23 protein-coding genes and 3 pseudogenes are annotated in these 24,909 nt (G+C 71.0%); 17 read left to right on the forward strand and 9 right to left on the reverse strand.

What is annotated here, in order from left to right; all coding sequences use genetic code 11:
- Nucleotides 1-215 precede the first annotated feature (215 nt).
- The 7 genes from Q4V64_RS35590 (at nucleotide 216) to Q4V64_RS35620 (ending at nucleotide 9,442) form a co-directional block, all read left to right on the forward strand.
- On the forward strand, nucleotides 216-857 hold the full coding sequence (locus Q4V64_RS35590) for a choice-of-anchor M domain-containing protein (RefSeq protein WP_124437442.1): 642 nt from the start codon (nucleotides 216-218) through the stop codon (nucleotides 855-857).
- Complete coding sequence (locus tag Q4V64_RS35595; protein ID WP_124437441.1) at nucleotides 857-2,572, forward strand: choice-of-anchor M domain-containing protein; 1,716 nt, start codon at nucleotides 857-859, stop codon at nucleotides 2,570-2,572. The genes Q4V64_RS35590 and Q4V64_RS35595 overlap by 1 nt, the downstream gene beginning before the upstream one ends.
- 86 nt (nucleotides 2,573-2,658) lie before the next feature.
- Entirely contained in the window at nucleotides 2,659-4,188 is a 1,530-nt protein-coding gene (locus Q4V64_RS35600; RefSeq protein WP_124437440.1) for an anchored repeat ABC transporter, substrate-binding protein, read from the forward strand.
- On the forward strand, nucleotides 4,188-5,777 hold the full coding sequence (locus Q4V64_RS35605; RefSeq protein WP_124437439.1) for a TIGR03773 family transporter-associated surface protein: 1,590 nt from the start codon (nucleotides 4,188-4,190) through the stop codon (nucleotides 5,775-5,777). Before Q4V64_RS35600 ends, Q4V64_RS35605 begins: the two co-directional genes overlap by 1 nt.
- Nucleotides 5,770-6,513 carry an anchored repeat-type ABC transporter ATP-binding subunit gene (locus Q4V64_RS35610; RefSeq protein ID WP_124437438.1) on the forward strand — a complete coding sequence of 248 codons (744 nt, stop codon included), beginning with the start codon at nucleotides 5,770-5,772 and terminating at the stop codon, nucleotides 6,511-6,513. The genes Q4V64_RS35605 and Q4V64_RS35610 overlap by 8 nt, the downstream gene beginning before the upstream one ends.
- Nucleotides 6,510-7,373, forward strand: a complete 864-nt coding sequence (locus Q4V64_RS35615) for an anchored repeat-type ABC transporter permease subunit (RefSeq protein ID WP_124437437.1) — start codon at nucleotides 6,510-6,512, stop codon at nucleotides 7,371-7,373. Before Q4V64_RS35610 ends, Q4V64_RS35615 begins: the two co-directional genes overlap by 4 nt.
- A 194-nt stretch (nucleotides 7,374-7,567) precedes the next feature.
- On the forward strand, nucleotides 7,568-9,442 hold the full coding sequence (locus Q4V64_RS35620; protein ID WP_124437436.1) for a hypothetical protein: 1,875 nt from the start codon (nucleotides 7,568-7,570) through the stop codon (nucleotides 9,440-9,442).
- An 81-nt stretch (nucleotides 9,443-9,523) separates the two neighbouring features.
- Here Q4V64_RS35620 and Q4V64_RS35625 read toward each other — a convergent pair whose 3' ends face one another.
- The 3 genes and pseudogenes from Q4V64_RS35625 to Q4V64_RS35635 form a co-directional block, all read right to left on the reverse strand.
- Complete coding sequence (locus Q4V64_RS35625) at nucleotides 9,524-10,189, reverse strand: DUF305 domain-containing protein (protein ID WP_124437435.1); 666 nt, start codon at nucleotides 10,187-10,189, stop codon at nucleotides 9,524-9,526.
- A gap of 94 nt (nucleotides 10,190-10,283) precedes the next feature.
- On the reverse strand, nucleotides 10,284-10,745 hold the full coding sequence (locus Q4V64_RS35630) for a DUF6153 family protein (protein WP_124437434.1): 462 nt from the start codon (nucleotides 10,743-10,745) through the stop codon (nucleotides 10,284-10,286).
- A gap of 213 nt (nucleotides 10,746-10,958) precedes the next feature.
- A pseudogene (locus tag Q4V64_RS35635) lies at nucleotides 10,959-12,334 on the reverse strand (MFS transporter).
- A gap of 160 nt (nucleotides 12,335-12,494) precedes the next feature.
- Here Q4V64_RS35635 and Q4V64_RS35640 point away from each other — a divergent pair.
- From Q4V64_RS35640 to Q4V64_RS35655, 4 genes are all read left to right on the forward strand, one after another.
- A complete protein-coding gene (locus tag Q4V64_RS35640; RefSeq protein WP_124437433.1) occupies nucleotides 12,495-12,977 on the forward strand; it encodes a hypothetical protein in 483 nt (160 codons plus the stop codon).
- Between the two features lie 237 nt (nucleotides 12,978-13,214).
- On the forward strand, nucleotides 13,215-13,628 hold the full coding sequence (locus Q4V64_RS35645) for a hypothetical protein (protein ID WP_124437432.1): 414 nt from the start codon (nucleotides 13,215-13,217) through the stop codon (nucleotides 13,626-13,628).
- Between the two features lie 172 nt (nucleotides 13,629-13,800).
- Nucleotides 13,801-14,898, forward strand: a complete 1,098-nt coding sequence (locus Q4V64_RS35650; protein ID WP_172628991.1) for a PLP-dependent cysteine synthase family protein — start codon at nucleotides 13,801-13,803, stop codon at nucleotides 14,896-14,898.
- Entirely contained in the window at nucleotides 14,895-16,193 is a 1,299-nt protein-coding gene (locus Q4V64_RS35655; protein ID WP_124437430.1) for an MFS transporter, read from the forward strand. The genes Q4V64_RS35650 and Q4V64_RS35655 overlap by 4 nt, the downstream gene beginning before the upstream one ends.
- A 389-nt stretch (nucleotides 16,194-16,582) precedes the next feature.
- Here Q4V64_RS35655 and Q4V64_RS35660 read toward each other — a convergent pair whose 3' ends face one another.
- Complete coding sequence (locus Q4V64_RS35660; protein ID WP_303712088.1) at nucleotides 16,583-16,996, reverse strand: arsenate reductase ArsC; 414 nt, start codon at nucleotides 16,994-16,996, stop codon at nucleotides 16,583-16,585.
- 101 nt (nucleotides 16,997-17,097) lie between these two features.
- On the opposite strand from Q4V64_RS35660, the gene Q4V64_RS35665 reads away from it, so the two are divergent.
- The 4 genes and pseudogenes from Q4V64_RS35665 to Q4V64_RS35680 form a co-directional block, all read left to right on the forward strand.
- Nucleotides 17,098-17,412 carry a metalloregulator ArsR/SmtB family transcription factor gene (locus Q4V64_RS35665; RefSeq protein WP_124436770.1) on the forward strand — a complete coding sequence of 105 codons (315 nt, stop codon included), beginning with the start codon at nucleotides 17,098-17,100 and terminating at the stop codon, nucleotides 17,410-17,412.
- Nucleotides 17,413-17,496: 84 nt separating this feature from the next.
- Complete coding sequence (locus Q4V64_RS35670; RefSeq protein ID WP_253266629.1) at nucleotides 17,497-18,231, forward strand: MIP/aquaporin family protein; 735 nt, start codon at nucleotides 17,497-17,499, stop codon at nucleotides 18,229-18,231.
- A complete protein-coding gene (locus Q4V64_RS35675) occupies nucleotides 18,228-19,286 on the forward strand; it encodes an ArsO family NAD(P)H-dependent flavin-containing monooxygenase (RefSeq protein WP_124436768.1) in 1,059 nt (352 codons plus the stop codon). The genes Q4V64_RS35670 and Q4V64_RS35675 overlap by 4 nt, the downstream gene beginning before the upstream one ends.
- A gap of 478 nt (nucleotides 19,287-19,764) precedes the next feature.
- A pseudogene (locus Q4V64_RS35680) lies at nucleotides 19,765-19,982 on the forward strand (arsenic resistance protein); the annotation flags it as partial.
- Nucleotides 19,983-20,007: 25 nt separating this feature from the next.
- Here Q4V64_RS35680 and Q4V64_RS35685 read toward each other — a convergent pair.
- Entirely contained in the window at nucleotides 20,008-20,142 is a 135-nt protein-coding gene (locus Q4V64_RS35685) for a hypothetical protein (protein WP_303713695.1), read from the reverse strand.
- A 56-nt stretch (nucleotides 20,143-20,198) separates the two neighbouring features.
- Nucleotides 20,199-20,582, reverse strand: a complete 384-nt coding sequence (locus Q4V64_RS35690; protein ID WP_124436767.1) for a metalloregulator ArsR/SmtB family transcription factor — start codon at nucleotides 20,580-20,582, stop codon at nucleotides 20,199-20,201.
- 237 nt (nucleotides 20,583-20,819) lie between these two features.
- Here Q4V64_RS35690 and Q4V64_RS35695 point away from each other — a divergent pair, with 237 nt between their 5' ends.
- Nucleotides 20,820-22,196, forward strand: a complete 1,377-nt coding sequence (locus Q4V64_RS35695; protein WP_172628937.1) for an NAD(P)-binding domain-containing protein — start codon at nucleotides 20,820-20,822, stop codon at nucleotides 22,194-22,196.
- Nucleotides 22,197-22,231: 35 nt separating this feature from the next.
- Nucleotides 22,232-22,702 (forward strand): ArsI/CadI family heavy metal resistance metalloenzyme, encoded by a 471-nt coding sequence (locus Q4V64_RS35700; protein ID WP_124436766.1) that lies wholly within the window; start codon nucleotides 22,232-22,234, stop codon nucleotides 22,700-22,702.
- 222 nt (nucleotides 22,703-22,924) lie between these two features.
- Here Q4V64_RS35700 and Q4V64_RS35705 read toward each other — a convergent pair whose 3' ends face one another.
- The 3 genes and pseudogenes from Q4V64_RS35705 to Q4V64_RS35715 form a co-directional block, all read right to left on the reverse strand.
- On the reverse strand, nucleotides 22,925-23,200 hold the full coding sequence (locus Q4V64_RS35705; protein WP_216377508.1) for a hypothetical protein: 276 nt from the start codon (nucleotides 23,198-23,200) through the stop codon (nucleotides 22,925-22,927).
- A gap of 529 nt (nucleotides 23,201-23,729) precedes the next feature.
- Complete coding sequence (locus Q4V64_RS35710) at nucleotides 23,730-24,329, reverse strand: sugar O-acetyltransferase (RefSeq protein ID WP_124436765.1); 600 nt, start codon at nucleotides 24,327-24,329, stop codon at nucleotides 23,730-23,732.
- Between the two features lie 72 nt (nucleotides 24,330-24,401).
- Nucleotides 24,402-24,638 (reverse strand): annotated as a pseudogene (locus Q4V64_RS35715) (aminoglycoside phosphotransferase); the annotation flags it as partial.
- Between the last annotated feature and the right edge of the window lie 271 nt (nucleotides 24,639-24,909).

Below are 24,909 nucleotides of genomic sequence, written 5' to 3' on the forward strand. Positions count from 1 at the left end.
GTGCACCGGCGGCCGCTGCCCCCGGCGGTCGAGCGACACCGTCGAGCGTCGGCAGCCCCTCAGACAACCGTTCGGGGATCATCATTTCCCGTTGATACGCCTTTAAGCCCGGGAGTTGGCCCAGGGACGGCAATCTCATTGCCAACCATTTATGAAAACGATTATCGTCTTTGTTGTGCCCGAGCGGGCATGAACATGACCCAGGGGGGTTCCCTTTGCGTACCCACAGACGCCTGCTGACCGTCACCGGCATCGCCGCCGCAGCGCTCGCCACGGCCGGTCTCAACACGTCGGCCTTCGCCGCCACCACACTCGGCAGCGGCCACGTCGACGTCCTCGACGCCGAGTGGGACGGCGCCGATCTCCATCTGCACGTCCACGACGAGGAGACCGACACCGAGTACGAGCCGGCGGACGTGACGCTGGCGGTGCCGGCGGCCGCCAGGGTCGCCAACCCCGGCCACGGCTGGCTGGGAACGGGCAGCCAGGTGTGGCTGCTGCCCGACGACGAACTCGTCGCGGACTCCCGGGGCGTGCTGTTCCCGGGCATCTCCACCGAGCACCTGGCCACGGGCGTCTTCGCCAACAACACGGTCACCTACCGGCTGGTCAGCGCCACCCGCAACGGCGCCACCACCGAGGACTTCAGCGTCTACGCGGGCAGCACCCGCTGGTACGACAGCAACACCGCCACCACCTCCTTCAAGTCCAGGACCTTCGGAGTCGGCACCCACAACCACGCCAACTGGGCCTTCGAAGAGGCCGGTACCTACCAGCTGACCTTCAGGGTCCAGGGCACGGTCGGCGGTGTGACCGAGCAGGCCACCGCGACCTACACGGTCGTCGTCAGCTCGTGATGCGGGCCCTGACGCGCGGCAGACGCGCCTTCACAGCCGCGGCTCTCACCACGGCGACCGCGGTGCTCCTGGGCGCGGCAGGGCTGGCCGCCGCCGGCGGCGGCGGGCCTGCCCGCGCCGCCGGTGGTGCCGTCGTGCTCGACGAGGGCGAGCTCGATTTCACGCCCCGATTGGTCGACGGGAAGCTGGAGTTGCGGATCGACGACCGGAGCGGCGGTACGGCGGTCACGCGGGAGCCGTCCGACGTGGTGCTGCACGCGGTGCAGTCGTCCCTGCAGTCCACCCTGGACCCGGTGGCCACCGCGCTCGGCACGACGAACATGGACACCTGGCAGCTCAACGGCTGGCAGGCGGAGAACATCTTCGCGCCGGAGCCGGGCTGGAACGGCTCCGTGGCGGGCGGCGACACCGAGGTCACGCTGTCCGGATACGACGGGCCCGGGGACTTCGGTATGGCCACGTACACCCCCGAGATGGACAACGTGGACGCTCCGGCGATCCCGTACCTCGGCAGTGCCGCGTCCGTTCAGCGCACCTTCACGCTGCCCCGCGACGAGGAACGGCTGCTCCCCATCTGGCAGTTCACCGCGGAAGGCGTCTACCGGCTGACGTTCACGGTGACCAGCGGCGGCTCCACCGACACCGAGACGCTGGCCGTGGTCGTCGGCGACGACATCGACCCGAAGGACGTACTGCCGGGCGACGGCTCCACCCCGACACCCCCGACACCCACGGCACCCACGACGCCCCCGACGTCCCCGCCGCCGTCGAGTACCTCGCCCTCGACGAGCCCGACGCCCACCGCACCGGCCGCGCACGTCATCGACAACGGCCACCTCGATCTGGCCGCGCGCCCGGTGGACGGCTCGCTGCAGTTCCAGATCAAGGAGGGCACGGCCCTCGACCACGAGTGGTACCAGCCCGACGAGGTCGTGCTGCATGTGAAGCCCGCGGCCAGGCGGAAGATCACTGAGGGGTACGAGTTCCTGGGACCTGTGGGCGCCCCCGTGTGGTGGCTGCCGATCCAGCAGCTCGACGGTCTGATCTGGCCCGGCTGGAGCACCGACCAGTTCAAGAGCTCCGAGATCGACGGCCGTGTGGCCTTCCGGCTCGATGCCCTCCAGGGACCGGGCGCGTTGCGCGTCTTCGGTGAGGATGCGCTCGGCAAGGTGATCACGCAGGCCGACAGCTCCGACGGGCTGCCGGACAGCTTCGACCTGTCCGTACCGACCCACCGCCACACCGTGTGGACCTTCCCCGCCGAGGGCGTCTACCGCACCACCTTCACCGTCAGCGCCACCCTCGCCGACGGCAGGAAGGTCAGTGACACGGAGACCATCGCCTGGGTGGTCGGGGACGACGTGGACCCGTCGACCGTGAAGCCGGGTGAGGGGGACGAGCCGACGGCGACTCCGACGGCCGGCCCGCCGGAGTCGGCCTCCCCGCCCCCGACCGTGACGGCGCCCTCGACCGCGTCCCCGCCGGTGTCCGGGTCCGGCCCGGCCGGCGGCTCGGGCTCGGCGACGGACCCGGGCTCCCAAGGATCCTCCGGAACGAGCGGAGGTTCGTCGACCGGCGGCAGCGGCACCTCGACGACCGGCGGCCTCGCCTCCACCGGTGCGCAAGTCACCGTCATCGCGGGCATCGCCCTGGTCGCCCTGCTGGTGGGCGGCGGCGCGGTGTTCTTCGTACGACGTCGCCGTACCGCCCAGTGAAAGCTCCGCGTACGACGGGCCGGCGCCTGGCAGCCACCCGGTCCGTCGTACGCGGCACTGTCGTGTTCGAGAGAAGGAGGAGCCCCATGCGGGGCCGTCCCAGACGCACCACCATCACCGCAGCCGCCGCGCTCATCGCGTCACTGTCCGGGTGCAGCGGGCTTCAAGCCGGGTCGTCCGACGCCGAGTTGAGGGTGTCGACGACCACCGGGATCATCGCCGACCTGGTCCGCCAGGTCGGCGGCGACCGTGTCGACGTCACCTCGATCGTGCCGCACCACGGCGACCCGCACTCCTATGAGCCGAGCCCCGGCGACGCGGCCAAGGTCGCCAAGGCCGACGTCGTCTTCAGCAACGGGCTGCTGCTCGAAGAGCCCGGGATCATGAAGATGGTCCACACCAACGCCAGGAAGTCCGCGCCGAAGATCGAGGTGGCCGAGAAGCTGGAGGAGTACGGCGGCACGGTCATGAAGCTGGAGGAGGACCTCGGGCTCGACGTGCTGTGGCTCGGCTGGGCCGTCGAGGGCGAGGTCGCGGGAGACGGCTCCCAAGTCCGTACGACGGCCACGAAGCTGGAGGGACCCGGCGAGCTGCGCGTGTATCTCACGGACACGCTCGGTACGCCCAAGGTGTACATCGACTCCGCCGACGGCCTCGGCGACGCCGACTCCTTCACCCTGCCGCCCGAGGCGCACACGCACGTCAACTGGGCGTTCAGCGCGCCCGGCACGTACCGGCTGACCGTCGAGGGACGGACCGAGACGCTCGACGGGAAGACCGAGGACATCGGCAGCGGCACCTTCACCTTCACCGTCGGCGACGACGCCGAGGCACCCGGGGCGGCGCGAGTGTTCGACGGCGGGCACGCCGACGTCGCGCTCAACGCCGAGACCGGGAAGGTGTACGTCCGCGCCGACGACGACACCAGCGGCGAGCCGGAGCGGCTCGCGGCCGAGGACGTGGTGCTCGACGTGCCCGACCGGGCCAAGGCGGCCGTACCGAAGGAGGAGCCGTACTCCTTCCTCGGCGAGGCGGGCGACGAGCTGTGGGTGCTGCCGCAGGCAGTGATCGGCAAGCATGTGCACGGCGACATGGACCCGCACGCCTGGGAGGACGTCGCCAACGCCGGGGCGTACGTCCGCCGGATCGAGGCCGAGCTGATCAAGGCCGACCCGGACGGGAAGGCGACGTACGAGAAGAACGCCGCCGCGTATCTGAAGACGCTCGGCGCCCTCGACGAGGAGGTCGCGCACAAGCTCGCGACCGTGCCGGAGAAGAACCGGAAGCTGATCACCACGCACGACGCCTTCGGGTACCTCGCGAAGGCGTACGGCATGGAGATCGCCGGTTTCGTCGTGCCCGTGCCCAACCAGGAACCGAGCGCGGCCGAGGTCGAGGAACTCGGCGACACCATCCGGGAGAAGAAGGTCCCGTCGGTCTTCCTGGAACCCAACCTCGCGGCGCGCGCCGACGTACTGCGCCGGGTCGCCGAGGACGAGGGAGTCGGGATCTGCACGATCTACGGCGACTCCTTCGACGACAAGGTCCACGACTACGTATCGATGATGCGGCACAACGCGACCGAGCTCGCCAAGTGCCTGGGGGAGGACGCCTGATGAGGGGCATGCGGAGGACGCGGAGGATTCAGCGGATCGCCGTGACGGTGGTGCTCGCGGCCACCCTGGCGGGAGGCGGGGTCGCCGTCGCGGACGACGGTACGGCAGCGGGGCCCGGCCTCGGCCGGATCGCCTACGCGGACGGGGCTCTGACCCTGGACCCGGCGGACGGCGCCCATGCGATCGAGGTCGGCAGCGCGGACGTGGCGGACGCCTCGGCGCCCGGGTGGGACACCACTGGCGTACCCGGGGGCGCTGTGGCCGGGGACACGCTGAAGTGGTCCCTGGCCGGGCTTGACGGTCCGGGTGACCTGAAGGTGTACGAGGAGGCGGCCGACGGCGCCGAGGACGCGCCGCTGTTCGACAGCGCGGACAGCCTGCCGGACGAGCACGAGCTGCCGGTGGGCCAACGGGGCGAGACCCGCTGGGAGTTCAGCGAGAACGGTACATACCAGGTCATCTTCACTGCCCAGGCCACGGCGGCGGACGGGCGCGAGCTGTCCGTCGGGACCGTGTACACGGTGGTGGTCGGGGACACGGCGGAGGGGGAGAACACGGCAGAGGGGGAGGGCACGGCTCCGGATGAGCCGGTGGCCGAGGAGAGCCCCGCCGAGAAAACAGCCGAGGGGACGCGGACTCCGACGGCCGCCGGGAAGGCCGTGACGGAGGTGGTCGAGGCCGAGCGGCGCACCGCCCGGGTCGCCACCGCGGCTGCCACCGACGTCGTCTCCGACAAGAAGGTCCTCGACGAGGGCCACGTCGACTTCGCCGCCCGCGTCGTCGACGACAAGCTGCAGATCCACATCAAGGACGGCACGGTCTCGGGGAAGACCACCTGGCGGGAGCCCTCCTCCGTGGTCCTGCACGTCAAGCCCGCGGCGAAGAACACCCTCCCGGCGAGCGAGGAGTTCTCGTTCCTCGGAAAGGGCGGCGACCCTGTGTGGCTGCTCGACCAGGTGCAGCAGGAGGGGCTGCTGTGGCCCGGCTGGTCGACGGACAACATCGAGGCCGGGGCGACCGAGGGGGGTGTGGAGTTCTCACTCACCAAGGCCGACGGTCCAGGTACCTACGCGCTCTACACGTACGACGCGATGTCGGGCGCGAACGTCCTGTTCAACAGCAAGGACGGGGTGCCGGACGCCTTCGCCGTGCCCGCCGACACGCACGCGCACGGCGGATGGGCGTTCACCGAGGAAGGGACGTACCGGCTGACCTTCAGGATGAGCGGCACGCTGGCCGACGGCACGAAGGTCTCCGACACGGAGACGGTGGCGTTCGCGGTCGGCGACACCGACCCCGGCAAGGTGACGCCGGGGGACGGCTCCGGCAAGGGAACCTCCGGGACCGCCGGGTCCTCCGGTTCCTCTTCCCCGGGGTCCGCGGGGTCCTCGGATTCCTCGGGCACGGCAGGCTCCGCGTCCGACTCCGGCTCCACGGGCGGCAGTTCGGCCGACGACTCCAGCGACGGCACGATGGCCTCCACCGGCGCCGGCCAGGCCGTACTCCTGGGCTCGGCCGCCGCCGCCCTCACCGCCGTGGGCGCCGCGTCCTTCCTCGCCGCCCGGCGAAGGAGGACCGCGCGTGGCTGACAGATCGGACCCGCTGCTGCGGGTCACCGGCGCGACCGTCGTCCTCGGCGGCAGGACCGCCCTGGAGCGGGCCGACCTGACCGTCGACGCGGGCGAGCTCGTCGGGCTCATCGGACCCAACGGCGCCGGGAAGACGACTCTCCTGCGGGCCGTCCTCGGGTTGGTGCCGCTGGGCGGGGGAGAGGTGGCCGTCGAGGGACGGACCGGTCGTAAGGCCGGGCAGCGCATCGGATACGTGCCGCAACGGCACGAGTTCGCCTGGGACTTCCCCATCGACATCGCGGGAGCGGTTCTCACCGGCCGCACCCGGCAGATGGGCTGGCTGCGCCGCCCGCGCGCGGCGGACCGGGCGGCGGTGGACGAGGCGCTGGAGCTGACCGGGCTCGCCGAACTGCGCCGGCGGCCCGTCGGTGAGCTGTCCGGCGGCCAGCGGCAGCGGGTCCTGGTGGCCCGCGCCCTGGCCGCCGGCCCGCGCATCCTGCTCCTGGACGAGCCGTTCACCGGAGTCGACGTACCCACCCAGGAGTTGCTGAACGAGCTGTTCGGCCGGCTGGCCGGGGAAGGCAGGGCGCTGCTGATGACCACCCACGACCTGGCGGCCGCCGCCCGCACCTGCCACCGGGTGGCGCTGATCAACCGCACGGTCGTCGCCGAGGGCGGCCCCGAACTCCTCGCCGATCCCGACAAGATGCTGCGGGCGTTCGGCCTGGACCGCGCGATCGGAGCCGTAGCGTGATCGAGTTCCTCACGGACCCCTGGCACCTGCCCTTCATGCAGCGGGCGTTCGCCGTCGCCGCGGTCATCGGCCTGGTGTGCGCAGTGGTGGGCGTGTACGTCGTGCTGCGCGGCATGGCGTTCATCGGCGACGCGGTCGCCCACTCGGCCTTCCCCGGCGTCGCGCTCGCCTACGCCTTCGAGGGCAACCTCCTCCTCGGCGGCGCCGCGGCCGGCATCACGACGGCCGTGTTGATCGCCTTCGTCTCCCAGAACCGGCGGCTCAAGGAGGACACCGTCATCGGCGTCTTCTTCGCCTTCGCCTTCGGACTCGGCATCGTCCTGGTCTCCACGCGCGACAGCTGGACGACCGACCTGTCCTCCTTCCTCTTCGGGCAGGTCCTCGCGGTCAGCGCGTCGGACGTGTGGTCCGTGGCCGCCATCGGTGCCGTACTCGTGCTCGTCGTGCTCGCGATCGGCAAGGAACTGGTCGCCGTCAGCCTGGACCGGGAGGCGGCACGTGCCGCGGGCCTGCCCGTGTTCCGGCTCGACCTGGCGCTCTACGTCGTCGTGACCACGACGATCGTGATGTCCCTGGAAGCGGTCGGCAACATCCTCGTCCTCGCCCTGCTCATCACTCCCGCGGCCGCCGCCCGCATGCTCACCGAACGGCTCTGGGCGATGACCTTGCTGGCGTCGCTCATCGGCTGCGCCGGAAGCGTCGCGGGCCTGTACGTCTCGTACACCTACGACCTGGCCGCGGGCGGCTCGGTGGTCGTGGTCCTCACCGGCCTGTTCGTCCTCACCTGGTGCCTGGCACCCCGTCACGGACTGCTCGCCAAGCGCATCCGGCGCCCGGATCCCGCCCCCGCCGCACCGTGAGGGCCCGACCTGTACCGCTGGCTCCTGAGGAAGGCCACAGAGCTATGGGCCCGCACGTCACCTCCCCAACTCCCCTGCGATACAGGCACATTGAGGACTGTCTGCTCACTTGAATCATCAAGTACCTTGCCCGTGCCGGTCGTTCGAACCGGCATGCGCCTCGGGGGACCTGACCAGTCCCGAGTGGAGGAACCATGCACAACGGCCACAGACGGGCCGCCACCAGCCTTGTCACGGCGATCGCCCTCGCTGTCACCGGCCTCACCGGCACCGCGTACGGACACGGCGTCCCCGCCGCGGACGACGGAGTCGACAACGGCGTCGCTCATGACCACGACCACCAGCACGGCGGCGAAGAGGGACACCTCCCGGCCACCGACAACAACGTCCGCCTCGTCAGCAAGCTGAAGCTGCCGAACGTCACCGAAGGCAAGATCGCCGACGTCGGCGTCTACAAGGGCTACGCCTACCTCGCCTCCTGGGGCGGCGTGGGCTGCGACAACACCGGCGTCCACGTCGTCGACATCCGCAAGCCCAGCAAGCCGAAGGTCGCCGGCTTCATCCCGGCGCCGGCCGGCAGCGCTCCCGGCGAGGGCATACAGACCGTCCGCCTGTCCACGCCCGCCTTCACCGGCGACGTCCTCGTCAGCAACAACGAGGTCTGCGGCGAGGGCGGTGCCGGCGGCATGAACCTCTACGACGTCACCGATCCCGCCGAGCCCAAGGTGCTGGCCGAGGGCGTCGGCGACTTCACGCTGGGCGGCGAGCAGTCCGAGAAGGCCAACGACATCCACAGCGTCTTCGCCTGGGACGCCGGCGACAAGGCGTACGCCGTGATCGTCGACAACCTGGAAGCCGTCAACACCGACATCATGGACATCACCGACCCGGCGAAGCCGCGACTCGTCGCGGAGTACGACCTGTCGGAGACGTTCCCGCAGATCGTGCAGGCGGCGCCGGAGAACCTCAAGGAGATCTTCCTCCACGACATGGTGGTCAAGAAGATCCGCGGCCGTCAGGTGCTGCTGGCCTCGTACTGGGACGGCGGGTACATCGCCGTCGACGTGACCGACCCGAAGAACATCACGTACCTCGGCGACACCGATTTCACCGACCCCGATCCCGAGGCGGCCGAGAGCGGACTCGACGTGGCTCCCGAAGGCAACGCCCACCAGGCCGAGTTCACCGGCGACAACCGCTACGTCATCGCCGCCGACGAGGACTTCGCCCCGTACCAGGTCACGGCCCGCAACACCGACGACGACACCACCGTCAACGCCTCGCAGGGCATCCCCCTGGAAGAGGGCGAGACGATCAGCGGCGGTACGACCTATGTCGGCCTCGCCTGCAACGGCGGCCCGGCCGTCCCGGCGGGCGACCCCGCCGCCGTGGACATCGCCGTCGTCGAACGCGGCTCCCACGTCCAGGGCGGCGTGTGCACCTACACCGAGAAGGCCGCCAACATCGAGGCCGCGGGCGGCTACGACGGGATCCTCGTCGTCAACCGCACCGGCACCGACGCCTGCGACAGCCAGGTCGGCATGACGATCGAGGGCACGCTCCCCACCTTCGGTGTCGCGCCGCGCGGCCAGGGCTTCGCCGTCTTCGACCAGCCCTACAGCAACGACGACTGCCTCGCCGGCACGGGCCCGGCCACCCTGCCGGTGGACATCGGCACCAAGGGCGACCGGCTCACGTTCGCCTCCTCCTTCGACGGCTGGGGCTACGCGCACCTGTACCGCAACGAGCGCGGAAAGATGACCGAGCTGGACACCTACGCCATCGACGAGGCCCACGACCCCGAGTACGCCTCCGGCTTCGGCGACCTGTCCATCCACGAGGTCGCCACCTCCCAGGTGCGGCCCGACCTCGCGTACTTCTCCTACTACGCGGGCGGCTTCCGCGTCGCGAAGATCAAGCACGACAAGCTCGTCGAGGTCGGTCGCTTCATCGACGAGGACGGCAGCAACTTCTGGGGCGTCCAGGCCTTCAACCACTTCGGAAAGGAGTACGTCGCCGCATCCGACCGCGACTACGGGCTCTACATCTTCCAGTACACCGGCCGCTGAACACCGATGTGACGCGGAACGGGCCCCGGAGCCGATTCACCTCGGCTCCGGGGCCCACCGACGGGCGCCCGTCGACGGGGATCAGAGCCGGTCGAGGATGCTCCGGAGCTGCGTGACCTCGGCCGACTGGCCCTTGACGATGTCGCCGGCCATCTTCACGGCGTCGGCGTTCTTGCCGTTCTTCTGCTCGTCCTTGGCCATGGTGATCGCCCCGTTGTGGTGGTCGATCATCATGTCGGCGAACATCTTGTCGAACTCGGTGCCCTTCATGGCCTTGAGTTCCTCCATGTCCGCGTCGGACATCATGCCGTCACCGCCGCCGTGGCCGCCGTGGTCCATGCCGGGCATGGACTCCGTCGCGGTCGGCTGCTTCCAGGACTCCAGCCAGCCCTTCATCGTCTTGATCTCGGGGTCCTGGGCCTTCTCGATCTTCCCGGCGAGGTCCTTGACCTCCGCGTCCGAGGCGCGTCCGTCGGCCAGCCGGGCCATCTCCAGGGCCTGCTCGTGGTGCGGGATCATCATCTGGGCGAAGGTGACGTCCGCGTCGCTGAAGCTCGCGGATCCGGCCTCGGCGGACGCCGACGCCGACGCGGACGCCGACTCCGAGTCGCTGCCGCTGCCGTGGTCCATGCCGCTCATGTCGTCGCCACCGCAGGCGGCGAGGAGCAGAGCGCCGACGGCGACAGCGCCCACGGCGGCGGCGCGGCGGGCGGACTTGCGGCGCGGGGCACGCGTGAAGGAAGTCATGGTCGATTCACCTCATGTGTCGGTTCTTTGGCTGTACGGGCGTACGCGAAGCCGCGGGATCGCGCGTGGTGCGCGCCCGCGAGAACGGTTCGGCCTACAGCCGCAGAACTGACAAACGGGTGAGATCGGGTCCGCGTGGCGGGGGGCTGGGCCGCAGTACGGCGGCAACCTGCGCCAGAAGCTCCGCCGGCCGTTCCCCGTACCGGGCGAACGCCGACCTGAGGAGCGCGGCGAGCACCCACGCGCCGAACAGGACCGCCAGACACAGCGAGAGCATGTCCATGGCCGCGCCGGGCTCATGGCTGGACGACGGGTCCCGGGGATCCGTCGTGTGACTGCTCATGCCCGCCTCGGTGTCGGCCGGGGAGCTCATGGGGGTGTGGTCCGCGGCGGTCGCGTCCATCGCCGTGGCGTGGGACGCGGTGTTCGTGGCGGAGTCGTGCGAGCTGTCCGGGTGTCCCAGGGTGTGCATCGTGAAGACGCCGAGGGCGAGGACCACGACGAGCAGCAGGTGCCCGAGGGCGCCTCCTGTGCGTACGTGCCTGCTCGCCGTCACTCCGGTTCCCGTCCTTCGCCGTTGTGGATCTGCTCTCCGAGAGTACCCAAGGGGTGCGGGCCGCGCCGCGGAAGGGATGCGTCTGCCGGCCCCTGTCGGTCCGCCGGTGCGGCTGTCATGCCGGTCGACGCCGGTGGTCCGCCAGGGCCCTGTACGGGACCTGGCGGACCACCGGCCGGACATCGCCGCACCTCGGTTCGGCAGCCCATGCGCTCAGACGCCGATCTGCTCGCCCGGTGCCGTCCGCTCGGGCTGCTCCCGGCGGGCGGCGGCCGCGGACTTCTCGGAGCGCATCACCAGGAGGGTGGTGAGTCCGCCGATCGCGGCGATGACCGCGGCCGCGGTGAACGCCGAGCTGAAGCCGTCGGTCAGGGCGGGCAGGTCACCGAGCCGCCCGGCGCCCTGCGAGGTGGCCAGGGCGGTGAGCGCGGCCAGTCCGAGGGCCGAGCCGATCTGGTAGGTGGTGTTGACGATTCCGGAGGCCAGGCCGGCCTGCTCGGCCGGGGCTCCGGACATGGCGGCCATCATCGCCGGGATGTAGGCCAGCGACATGCCGAGCGCGGCGACCAGCGAGGCGGGCAGTACGTCGACCACGAAGGAGCCGCTCGGCTCCACGGCTGACAGCCACACCAGGCCGAGGGCGAGGACGAGGAGCCCGCCGCCGATCAGTGGCCCGGCGCCGAACCGGGCCAGCAGTCGTGCGGTGATCGCGGTCATGAAGACCATGAGCAGCACGGTCATCGGCAGCAGTGCGGCGCCCGAGGCGAACGCCCCGTAGCCGAGGACCTGCTGGAGGTAGAGGTTGAGGAAGTACCACATCGGGATCCATGCGGCCCCCAGCAGCGTCATGGCCAGGTTGGCCGAGCCGAGCCGCGGTACGCGCCAGATGCCGAGCGGCATCAGCGGCTGCCGCACGGTCCGCTGGATGACGAAGAACAGGGCCAGCAGGCCGGCGGCGCCGAGGAGTTCCAGCACGGTCTGTGTGGCTCCCCAGCCGGTCTCCGGGGCGCGTACGACGGCGAAGACGGCGAGGGCGAGACCCGCGGTGACCGCGGCGGCGCCGAGTACGTCGATGGCGCCGCGGCGCGGGGCGACCGCCGGCAGCAGCCTCGTGGCCGCGAGAGTGGCGGCGCCGATCGGGACGTAGATGATGAACACCCAGGGCCAGCTGAGCCACTCGGTGAAGACGCCGCCGAGGAAGACGCCGGCGGTGCCGCCCGCGGGGGCCGCGGCGCCGTAGAGGGCCATGGCCTTGCCGAGTTCCTTCGGGTCGTGCGCGAACAGGGTCATCAGCAGGGTCATCGCGGCCGGGGCGATGAGCGCCCCGCCGACGCCTTGCACGGCGCGGCCGGCGACCTCCACCCACGCGGTCTGGGCGGCCGCCGCGACGATCGATCCGCCGATCAGCACGGTCCAGCCCGCGGTGAACACCCGGCGGGCGCCGAGCAGGTCGGACAGGCGTCCGCCGAGCAGCAGCAGGCCGCCGAAGGCGATGACGTAGGCGTTGAAGCCCACTGCAGCTCGCCCTGCGAGAAGCCGAGGTCCTTCTGCATCTCGGGGAGCGCGACCCCGATGATCGAGGTGCGCATGATCACCATGAACTGGGCGGTGGCGAGCACGGCGAGCGCCCACCAGCGCCGGGGGTTGACGATTGTCTCGCCGAAGCAATTCGGTCATGTGCCTGGCGCGTTAACGCGCTGTTGCGCGGGAGTTGGCGGATCAAGGTCTGCAGGCCGCTAGGATCACGGCATGATCACGGCTTGGTCATCCCCGCGCATGGTGCGGGCCCGTTTGTCCGCGGGTCCGTGGCTTCGCGTGCTGGCCATGGCCGTGCTGCTGTTCGGCGTCGTGTTCACGCACGGACTGCACGGAGAGAGCGTCAAGGGACATCTGGCGACCAGCGCCGCGGCGCCCGCGCTTGTGTCGCCCGTGCACGTGTCGCCCGTGCACGTGTCGCTCCAAGAGGCTCACGGCGTCACCGACACGGAGGCTCTGTCCCGGCCCGCCGCGATGGGCGCGCCGCACGAAGGTCACGGCCCGTCGCATCCGAGTGAGCACTGTCTGTCCGGCCAGCCGCCACAGGGACCGGTGGTGACACCGCCCTGCTTCGCTGCGGCGGTCAGCGAATCGGCCGCTGTCGGGCGAGCCTCGGTCAAGCGTGGCCCCGATGACTCCGTGCTCTTGGCCGCGCCGTCCGCGTCATTGAGATTGTCCGTGGTTCAGCAGGTCTAGAAGCCGCCGTCCTCCGCTCCCGGCTGTTCCAGCCGGCCCGGCTCAACGGGCGATGAGAACGGTTCGCCGCTCGCGCGACGACCACGGGGTCCCGCACATCTGACGGGGACCTGACTCTCCCTCGTCGATGCCGTCCCACCCCCCACCCATGCCTGCCGCTGTCCTCCGTCATGGCCGCCGCCGCCGTGGCCGAGGAGCCGGCGGTCGCACGGAGGACCTGTGCCGTCTCACTTCCGTATGCCCACGCACGCCCTGCGGGCCTTGGCCGACCCGCGCCGGCCGCGTCCATTCGACGCTCTGCTGCGGGCCGTCCTGCTGATGGCGATCGGCCTGTGCGCCCTCGTCCACGGCCCGTCCGAAGAGACGGACCGGCCGGCACCCGCCGTCCCCGCGGCGGTGGCATCGGTGGCGGGCGAGGGGGTGCCCCACGGACCGCACCGCCACCACCAGGGCGAGGAGTGCGCCCTGGACGGAGCCGTCCGTACGACCGCCCAGGCTGCTCAACAGCCGCCTGCCGACGCCGCGGCGATGGCCCTCGTCGGTGTCCTCCCGTTGCCGGCAGGGCCGCCCGCACACCGCCGTCCGTACCGGTTCCGCAGACGGCACACGGGCAGAACGGCGCTCGTCCGCACCTCCCGGTGGCGCATCTAGACCTCTCGCCCGCAGCCGGGTCCGCACCCGCTGCCGCGCGACGGCTTCACTCCCCCCGAACGGACGCACCGTCCGGGACGCGGCCGTGGCGCGAGACGAGCATGCACCGCGCATTCATCGAGCGAGAGCGAAAGAAATGCAGTCAACGCAGTCAACGCAGTCAACGCAGTCAATGCAGTCACTGACGAACACCGCCGCCACGCCCGACCGGTCCGCCCTGTCGGCATTGGTGGGCAACACGCCCCTGCTGAGGGTGTCCGAGCCGCTGACACCCGCGGACCGCGGCTTCTGGGCGAAGCTGGAGGGCTTCAACCCCGGCGGGATCAAGGACCGGCCCGGCCTGCACATGGTCGAGCGGGCCCGCGCCCGGGGCGACCTGCGCCCCGGCGCCCGGATCATCGAGTCCACCAGCGGCACCCTCGGCCTCGGGCTCGCCCTGGCCGGAATGGTCCACGGCCACCCGGTCACCCTGGTCACCGACCCCGGGCTGGAGATGTCCATGACCCGGCTGCTGACCGCCTACGGCGCCCAGGTCAACCTGGTCTCCGAGCCCCACCCCACCGGCGGCTGGCAGCAGGCCCGCCGCGAGCGCGTCGAGCAGTTGATGGCGCAGCACGCCGGCTCGTGGTGCCCGGACCAGTACAACAACCCGGACAACACCACCGCCTACACCCCGCTCGCCCTGGAGCTGGCGACGGAGATGGGCCACATCGACGTCCTGGTGTGCAGCGTGGGCACCGGCGGACACTCCGCCGGCGTCTCCCGCGTACTGAAGCAGCTCTACCCCGAGCTGCAGGTGGTCGGCGTCGACGCCATCGGCTCCACGATCTTCGGACAGTCGGCCCGACCGCGGCTGATGCGCGGCCTCGGCTCGAGCATCTACCCCCGCAACGTCGCCTACGACACCTTCTCCGAGGTCCATTGGGTGGCCCCGGCCGAGGCGGTGTGGACCTGCCGCCGACTGGCCACGTCCCACTACGCCACGGGCGGGTGGAGCGTGGGGGCGGTCGCCCTGGTCGCGGGCTGGCTGGCCCGCACCCTGCCCGAGGACACCCGGATCGCGGCGATCTTCCCCGACGGGCCGCAGCGCTATCTCGGAACGGTGTTCGACGACGACTACTGCGCCGCCCATGGGCTGCTCGGCTCCCCGCCGGCGCCCGAACCCGAGGTGATCGGCCGGGCGGACGAGAAGGAGGTCACCCGCTGGACCCGGTGCGCCGCCGTGGCCGACCCGCTCACGCCGGCCGACGCCGCGGAGGAGGGACGGTGAAGGGCATCCTCACGCAGGTCCGCACGTACGAACGCAGCGTCCAGCTGTTGATGGTCAATCAGTTCACCATCAACCTCGGCTTCTACATGCTGATGCCGTACCTGGCCGCCCACCTGTCCGGCACTCTGGGCCTGGCCGGCTGGGTCGTCGGACTCGTCCTCGGCATACGGAACTTCAGCCAGCAGGGCATGTTCCTCGTCGGCGGAACGCTGGCCGACCGCCTCGGCTACAAGCCGATGATCGTGGCCGGATGCGTGCTGCGCACGGCCGGCTTCGCGACCCTCGGCCTGGTCGACTCACTCGCCGCACTGATCGCCGCCTCCGCGGCGACGGGACTTGCCGGGGCGCTGTTCAACCCGGCGGTCCGGGCTTATCTCGCCGCCGACGCGGGGGAGCGCAGGGTCGAGGCGTTCGCCCTGTTCAACGTCTTCTACCAGGCGGGCATCCTGCTCGGCCCGCTGGCGGGGATGGTGCTGACCGGCGTTGACTTCCGCGTCACCTGCCTGGTCGCCGCCGGCATCTTCGCGCTGCTGTCCGTCGTGCAGATCCGCGCGCTGCCCGCCCGGCGGGCCGAGGATTCCCGGGGGAAGGAGAACCAGGACCGGGACGGCGTGCTGTCCCAGTGGCGCGGCATCCTCGCCAACCGGCCGTTCCTGCTCTTCTCCGGCGCCATGATCGGCTCGTACGTCCTGTCCTTCCAGGTCTATCTCGCGCTGCCGTTGGAAGTGCGCCGGCTCGGTGGTGACGGTGAGTTCGGTACGGCGGCGGTGGCGGTGCTCTTCGCCGTCTCCGGACTCAGCACGATCCTCGGGCAGACGAGGGTGACCGCCTGGTGCAAGGCCCGGTACGAGCCGGGTCGGGCGCTGGCTCTGGGGCTGGCCGTCATGGGGGCGGCCTTCCTGCCCTTGCTGATGGCCACCGCCGTGCCCGTTCCCGAGTCCGGCGTGGGACTGTGGATGCTGGCCGCCGTACCGCCCACGCTCGCCGCGCTCCTGCTGGCGATCGGCACGATGATCGCGTACCCCTTCGAGATGGACACCATCGTCCGCCTCTCCGGTGACCGTCTCGTCGCCACGCACTACGGGCTCTACAACACCATCTGCGGGGTCGGCATCACCCTCGGCAACCTGCTGACCGGCGCGGCACTCGACGCGGCCCGCGAGGCGGGCATGCCCGCACTGCCGTGGATCTCACTGGTGGCGCTCGGCCTCGCCTGCGCCGCCGCCCTCTACGGCCTGCACCGCACCGGCCGACTGACGACCCCGGCGCCCGAACCGCAGCCCGCCGTCGCCTGATCCACCACCGTTCCAGGACCAGGGGCGGGCGCCGCACGGCGCCCGCCCCTGACGGGCCGCGCCGTCCGCCGGTAGAGCTCAATGCCCACCCGGCGGGCGGCGTCGGTCGATGTCCTGCTCAGTCTTCGCCCACCACGGTCAGGTCGTCGCCCAGGGCGGCGGCGATCCGGGCGGCGCGGGAGTGATCGTCCAGTCGGCGGGTGAGGTAGGCGCAGGCGTGGTGGTGCCGCAGCGACCACCAGGCGGCGGAGCCGCCGATCCCGCCCTAGGCGATCTTGCCCTTGTCGCGTACGAAGCCCGGCGTCCACGTGATGCGGGCGCCGAAGACCTCGTCGAAGTCGGTGACTTGGGTATGTGCGTGGCCGTGCTCATGCCTGGGGCTCCGGCGCTCATGCCTGGGGCTCCGGCGCGATCTCCTTGATCAGGCCCTCGACCAGCACCTTGATCTCGTCCCGGATCGGCCGCACGGCCTCGACGCCCTGGCCCGCCGGGTCCTCCAGCGTCCAGTCCAGGTACCGCTTGCCGGGGAAGACCGGGCAGGTGTCGCCGCAGCCCATGGTGATGCAGACGTCCGACTCCTTCACCGCGTCCACGGTGAGCATCTTCGGGACCTCGGCGGAGATGTCGATGCCGACCTCGCGCATGGCCTCGACGGCGGCCGGGTTGACGCCCGCGCCCGGGTTGGAGCCGGCGGAGCGGACCTCGACACGGTCCCCGGCCAGGTGGGTCAGCCACGCGGCGGCCATCTGGGAACGGCCGGCGTTGTGGACACAGACGAAGAGCACAGAGGGCTTGTCGGACATCAGGAGGTCTCTCTTGATCTCGCGCCTGGCAGGCGGCAGAGGAGGGCACTCACATCAGCACCCAGTGGTGTCAGTCACCACTGATGTGACAGTATCAGCGCATGCTGACGTCAGTCGACACTGATCTGATGCGGGTCCTGGCGGACCCGCTCCGCCTCCGGATCGTCACCTTGCTCGCCAAGGAGACGCTCTGCAGCACGCACCTGATCGAGGAGACGGGGGCCAGACAGACCAACCTCTCCAACCATCTGAAGGTGCTGCGCGAGGCAGGGGTCGTGGAGACCGAGCCCTGCGGCCGGTTCACCTACTACCGGCTCAAGTCCGACGTCATCGCCGCCCTCGCCGGTCAGTTCGCCGACCTCGCGGAGACCGCGCGCGCCACCGCCGAGAACAACGTCAAGCGGTCCTGCCCCTGACACCCGCCCCTGCGGCGACCGCACCGAGGAGTCCTGTTGACCGCCACCGAGGCCACCGAGCACGACAGAGCCGGGGAATCCGCCATGACCCCCGGCGCCGAGCCGCAGCCCGCGCCGGGTGCCACACCGCCGCGTAACCCCCTGGTCGCCCGCGCCGCCGCCGAACTCATCGGCACGGCGCTGCTGGTGGCGGTCGTGGTCGGCTCCGGCATCCAGGCCACCGACCTGACCAAGGACGTCGGCCTGCAGCTGCTGGCCAACTCCACGGCCACCGTCTTCGGCCTCGGCATCCTGATCCTCCTGCTCGGCCCGGTCTCCGGCGCGCATTTCAACCCGGTGGTCACCCTGGCCGAGTGGTGGACGGCGCGGCGCGGGGGCGCCGGGGTCACCCTGCGCGAGGCCGCGGTGTACGTGCCCGCACAGATCGTCGGCGCGATCGCGGGCGCCATCCTGGCGGACGCGATGTTCGGCAGGCCGCTGGTGGAGTGGTCGACACACGACCGGTCGGCGGGGCACCTGTTGCTGGGCGAGGTCGTCGCCACGGCCGGCCTGATCCTGCTGATCTTCGGCCTGGTCCGCACCGACCAGCTGCGCTTCGCCCCGGTGGCCGTCGCCTCGTACATCGGCGCGGCCTACTGGTTCACCTCGTCGACGTCGTTCGCCAACCCGGCGGTGACCATCGGCCGCGCCTTCACCGACACCTTCGCGGGTATCGCGCCGGGTTCGGTCCTGGGCTTCATCGGCATGCAGATCGTCGGTGGCGTGGTCGGGCTGGCGCTGGTGGCCCTCATCTTCATGCGCGGACGATCGGCCGAGTGACCGACAGGACGCAGGTGGTGGTGATCGGCGGCGGCCAAGCGGGGCTCGCGGCCGGCTACCACCTGCGCCGCCTCGGCCTCGACTTCGTCGTCCTCGACGCCCAGACCACGCCGGGCGGCGCCTGGCAGCACGCCTGGGACTCACTGCGTCTGTTCTCCCCGGCCGCGTACTCCTCGCTGCCCGGGCGTCTCATGCCGGCGCAGAGCGGCGAGACCTACCCCGACGCGCAGCACGTGGTGGAGTACCTCGCCGACTACGAGAGTCGCTACGAACTTCCCGTCGAGCGGCCGGTACGAGTCCTCGGCGTCCGTCGAGACCGCCAACTCCTGCGGGTGGAGACGGACTTCGGCACCTGGCACGCCCGCGCGGTAATCAGCGCGACCGGCTCCTGGTGGCGGCCCTTCCTCCCCGCTGTCCCCGGCCGCGCGGCCTTCGAAGCCCGGCAGTTGCACACGGTGGAGTACCGCACCCCCGCCGACTTCGCAGGCCAACGCGTGATCGTGGTGGGCGGGGGAAACTCCGGCGCCCAGATCGCCGCCGACCTGGCGTACGACACGGACCTGACCTGGGTGACCCATCGCTCGCCGCACTTCCTCGCCGACGACATCGACGGGCGTGCCCTGTTCGACGCTGCCACCGCCCGCCGCCGTGCTCTGGAGGAGGGGCGCACGGACACGGGCGGCGTCGCCTCGCTCGGCGACATCGTCGCCGTCCCGCCCGTACGCAAGGCCCGAGACCGCGGCCTCCTGAAGGCCGGCCCGATGTTCTCTCGTCTCGTCCCCGGCGGCGTCGAGTGGGCCGACGGCTCCCGCGCCGCGGCCGACGCGATCATCTGGTGTACCGGCTTCCGCTCGGCCTTGTCCCACCTCGCCCCGCTTCAACTCCGCGGACACCGCGGCCACATCGCCACCCACGGCACGCGAGCCGTGGACGAGCCACGCCTGCACCTGCTCGGCTACGGCGACTGGACCGGACCCGCCTCCGCGACGCTCATCGGTGTGGGCCGCCCGGCCCGGGACGCGGCCCGTGAGGTCGCGGGCATGCTGCGGGCTTGACCTTCCAGTCGACTCGAAGGTTTACGTTCGAGGCATGAGCGCTATGCGGATATCCCAGCTGGCCGAACGCTCCGGGATTCCGGCGTCCACGCTGCGGTTCTGAGAGACGGCCGGGCTCCTGCCGGCCGAGCGCACCGCGTCCGGCCACCGCGCCTACGACGAGGAGTCGGTGGAGCGCCCGGCGTTCATCTCCTCCGCCGAGCTGCTGGGGCTCGCACTGGAAGACATCCGCGACCTGCTCGACGTGCCGGACGGTGGTGGAACTGTCACCTGTCCGCCCGCCGACCCAGGCCCGGATGCCCGCGAAGGCGGGGGACCGTGGCGGGAGGCACCGGTGGCCTGCCCCCCCGGGCGGCGACGAACTGGGGGAGCGGACCGCGCAGTGGCGAGCCCTGGTCGCCCGGGCCACCGAGCATCAGGAGGTCCCGGACGGGTGCGCCTGACCGTCCCCAGTACCAGCGCGGCCCGGTCGGGCCGCCTCGGCGACGTGGCGGCCGTCATCCCCGTCTACGGCGACTTCCTGATCGTCATGGCCTTCACTGGCCCCTCGCCCTCGCCCTGCCCGACGAGCTGGCCGTCGCCGCGGTCGTCGTGGTCGCCCAGACCCTCGTCGAGGTCATCGGCATGGTCGCCTACGTACGCCTCATCCCCCGCCTCGTCCCGGAACCGGACCGGGCACAGGTCACGGCCGGTTGAGGATGGCGCAGATCCCGCCCTCGGATCACGGATGGGGACCGGTCATGCGGCCCGCCGCCGACTGACCGTCGGCCTCGAACGTCGCGCTGCCTTCGTCGATGCGCGCCCGGTAGATCGCCAGGACCTCGTCAGCAGCCTCGGCGGACACGGAGCGGGACACACTCGCCGCAGGGACCGAGGTGGATACGGCGGCGCTCCCCCTGTTCCGGGTCGTGGTCAGGCCGCGATCGGAGTGATGGTCAGCAGCTTGCCCATCGCGGCCAGCACGGACGGCTCGACGCGGTAGTAGACCCAAGTGCCGCGCCGCTCGGAGGTCAGCAGCCCGGCCTCCTTCAGCTTCTTCAGGTGGTGGGAAACGGTCGGCTGGGAGACACCCACGTCGGAGATGTCGCACACGCACGCCTCACCGCCCTCGTGCGAAGCCACCAGCGAGAACAGCCGCAGGCGCACCGGATCGCCCAGCGCCTTGAACATCCGCGCGGCCGTCTCGGCCTCCTCCGCGGTGAACGGGCGCTCGGTCAGCGGCGGGCAGCACGGCGCCACGCCCTGGTCGGCGGGCTCCAGCAGCGGCAGCACCTTCGTATTCGACCTATTCGACATACATCTATGTTGACATACGTCGAACCAGCGGCGCGAGGGCCGCAAGGCCCCAGCCTCGGACAGGGTGGCGACACTCCACGGCTGGCCCGCAATCTGCCCGCGCACGGATCCGAGCCGATCAGGCTCAACCTGTCCAGCAGATTCGATAAGTGCCTATGTTGACGCCTATCGATACAGGTGCCATCCTGGCCAGGCAAGCCATCGACGAATGTCGAAACAAGAGGGAGTCCCGTGGCCGTGTCCATCAACAGCGTGCCCACCACCGACCAGCTGCCCGTCGTGGTCATCGGAGCCGGGCCGACCGGCCTGGCCGCCGCCGCCCACCTCATCGAGCGGGACATCGAACCGCTGGTGCTGGAAGCCGGACCGTCGGCCGGCAACGCCGTACGTGGCTGGGCGCACGTGCGCCTGTTCTCCCCCTGGGCCGAGATCACCGCCCCCGCCGCCGAGAAGCTGCTCGCCCCGACCGGCTGGGCCCGCCCCGACGGGGCTACCTACCCCACCGGCGGCGACTGGGCCGAGCACTACCTCCAGCCGCTCGCCGACGTCCTCGGCGACAAGGTCCGCTACGGCGCGACCGTGACCGGCGTGGCCCGCGCGGGGCGCGACCGCATCGTCGACTCGGGCCGTGACGAGCAGCCCTTCACCGTGCACATCCAGTCCGCCGACGGCCACGAGGAGCGAATCACCGCCCGCGCCGTCATCGACGCCTCCGGCACCTGGTCCACCCCCAGCCCTGCGGGCGCCAACGGCCTGCCCGCCCTCGGCGAGAAGTCGGCGGCCGACCGCATCTCCTACCGAGTCCCCGACCTCACCGACCCCGCCGTACGCGCTCGCTACGCGGGCAAGCGCACCGCGGTCGTCGGCTCCGGCGCCTCCGCCTTCACCGCCCTGGCCCACCTCGCGGACCTGGCCAAGGACGAGCCGGGCACGCACGCGATGTGGATTCTGCGCCGCGGGATCACCGGCTCCACGTACGGCGGCGGCGAGGCCGACCAACTGGCTGCCCGCGGCGCCCTCGGCCTGCGCGCCAAGGCCGCCGTCGAGAACGGATACGCGAGCGCGGCCACCGGCTTCCGCACCGAGTCCGTCGAGCGCGACGCCGACGGCCGGCTGGTTCTGGCCGCCGAGGACGGCCGCCGCCTCGACCCGGTCGACGAGGTCATCGTCCTGACCGGCTTCCGCCCGGACCTGTCCTTCCTCTCCGAGCTCCGCCTCGGCCTCGACGAGCGCCTCCAGGCCCCGACCGCCCTTGCCCCGCTCATCGACCCCAATATCCACTCCTGCGGCACCGTCTATCCGCACGGCGTGAACGAGCTGTCCCACCCGGAACAGGGCGTCTACCTGGTCGGCATGAAGTCCTACGGCCGCGCGCCGACCTTCCTGGCGATGACCGGCTACGAGCAGGTCCGCTCCATCACCGCAGCCATCGCCGGAGACCGCGAGGCCGCCGAGCGCGTGGAACTGACCCTGCCGGAGACCGGAGTATGCGGCGGGGCCGGCCTGTTCGACGACCCCGACGCGGCCCAGGCCGGCGCGGGCGGCGGCTGCTGCGCGGCCCCGGCCACCCTGCAGATCGGCATCGGCGCCCCGGTCTCCTCCGGCGGCTGCTGAGCCGCCAGCCCACCCCTTCTGACAGGAGGTACGCCATGTCCCGCGTGCAACTCGCCCTCCGCGTCCCCGATCTCGACGCGTCCGTCGCCTTCTACAGCAAGCTGTTCGGCACCGGACCCGCCAAACTCCGCGCCGGCTATGCCAACTTCGCCATCGCCGAGCCCCCGCTCAAGCTCGTCCTGATCGAGGGCACGCCGGGCGAGGAAACGCGTATGGACCACCTCGGCGTCGAGGTCGACAGCACCGAGGCCGTCCACGCCGCCACCGCCCGCCTGAACAAGTCCGGCCTGGCCACCGACGAGGAGAACGACACCACCTGCTGCTACGCCCTCCAGGACAAGGTCTGGGTCCACGGCCCCGGCCAGGAACCCTGGGAGGTCTACGTCGTCAAGGCCGACGCCGACACCCTGGCCAAGGAACAGGGCAGCACCTGCTGCACCGGCCCGGCCGACACCGCCGTCACCGTCGCCGCGAAGGAACCGTCCGCCGCGGGCGGCTGCTGCTGATCCGCCGATGACCAACCTCCACACCAGCGAGGCCGCGACCGGTACGGGAGACCGCTCGCGGCCTCGCGCCCACCCTGCGCGCCACCCCGATCACCAGCTGGAGCAATCGTCTACCGCGCCTTCACGGCCCTCAACGCCCGGATCACTGCCGACACCAGTTGGTCGTCGGCCGCCATCACCAGTGCCTCCCGATGCGGATCAGTCGGCGGTGCAGCTCGTCCACTACGCCGCGGCCGCCGCGGTCCAGTGCCGGCGCACCAGATCGGCGTTCAGGTGCGCCCGCAGGTCAGCAGCGGACTGTGCCTCGCGGACGACCCGCTCGTACATGAGAAGCAGGTCGGCTTCGTCGGCGAGGTCGTATTCGTAGTGCGAGCCCCAGTCGATGTGCCGGGGCAGGGTCACGGCGCCGGAGGTCGGCCCGACCAGTTCGTCGAGCGACTCCGGAAGCGCGTAGATCCTGGCTGCGGCGTACCTGCTGATACGCCCAGCATGCCTCAACCCGGTGCACCGTGGTACCGACGCTCGCACCCGCCGCGGGGCGACGGGCTGAGCACAAACGTGCCAGTCACTGGCCCGTGAAACTGCGTCGTCGACGCTCGCTGTGGCGGCGAAGGCATGGTGAGTCATGGTGCGGAACCGGCCACGCCAGGACCGGGCGTGACCAGCGGCGACGGAAGCCGTGCCGAACGTCCGATAATCCGGAACCGTCAACCGTGCGTGGCCGAATGCCCTCTTGTCGGGGGATGTTCGAATGAATCAGCCGGGCAGTCATGCCGCGCCGATCAAGAGGAGGCGGGCATGAACTCAAACGAACATCAAACCGGTGCCACACCGGACCCCAAGCAGACACCGGACCAGTCTCCGGCGCAGCCGCCCATTGAAAAACCCCAAGACCGCGGTAGCGCGTGCGGGCCATCCGCGCCGGCCTGGCCCAGGGCGCCAGCCCCCGCTGCTGACCTGTCGTCAGGGCCCAACGTACTTGCCCCCGAGCGACGGTGGTGGTGGTCGTGGTCCTCCGCCACCGGCACTAATGGGCGGTACGTGTGGTGAGGTCCTCGTCCGTGATGGGGCGGACCACCCGGCAAGGGGTTCCGACCGCGACGGTCATCGGGGGAATGCTGCGGCTGACGATGCTGCCGGCGCCGATGACCGACCCATATCCGATACGGACGCCGGGCAGGACCACCGCGTTGCTGCCGATCCACACCTTGTCCTCGATCACGATCGGTTCGGAGAACCGTCCGAAGTCAGCGCGTCGTGAGGGATGCACCGGGTGTCCCGTTGTGGTCAGTGTCACGCTGGGCGCGATCATGACACCGTTGCCTATGCGGATGTCCACGTCGTCTACGAACGTGAGGTTCACGTTCCCGAAGAAGTCGTCGCCGATGTGGACGTTGCTGCCGAACCCGGCGTGGAACGGCGGCAGCAGCACCGTGCGTTCACCGACCGAGCCGAAGATCGCGACGAGCAGCGATCGACGTTTCTCCGTTTCGTTCGGTGGTGTGTGGTTGTACTCGAAGATCTCCTCGGTGCGGCGCCGAGGGGCCAGGAAGGCCGCTTCCGACTCGGTGTAGACGAGCCCCTTGGCGATGCGGGCCAGGACTTCTTCCTCGTGAGCATGCGTCACAGCGGAACGCTCCCTTCGTTTGGGTCGGCGCCGAACCTCGGAGGCGTTTGTCACCTACGGTGGACAGCGCGTTCATCGGCGGATCGTTGCGATGAGGCGTCGTAGCGCGGCGTGGGCGGGTGGGCCCCAGGTGGCCTTGCCGCCCGGGCGGCCATGAAGGCCGGCCTCTCCGATGAGGATGCCGCTGAGGGCTGTCAGCACCGCCCAGCCGCGGGCCCGGCGCAGGGTCGCGGCGTCCACCACCGGCTGGTAGACGTCGTGGAAGCGGTCGGCGGCCCCGTCCGGCAGCAGTATCCAAGGGGCGGCGACCTGCTCGGGGACGACCGGCCAGGTCGGGGTGCTGGTCGAGCAGCAGATCCCGGACCAGATCTGCGGTGATGTCGATCTCGGTATGGGTCATGCGGAGCCACGGTAGTCGGACGCTGACCCGGGCGTTTGTGACGCCCAGCACTCAGTGCCGCTCACCATCCTCACTTCCTGAACTGGGCATTGCACGGCAATGCCCGTCGGCGCCTGGTTCCCCCTCGGCCGTCCTGCGAAGGGAGGAAGAGACACAGGCTGGCATCATCGGTGCGGGCCA

The organism is Streptomyces sp. NL15-2K (genome assembly GCF_030551255.1).
Lineage (GTDB): Bacteria > Actinomycetota > Actinomycetes > Streptomycetales > Streptomycetaceae > Streptomyces.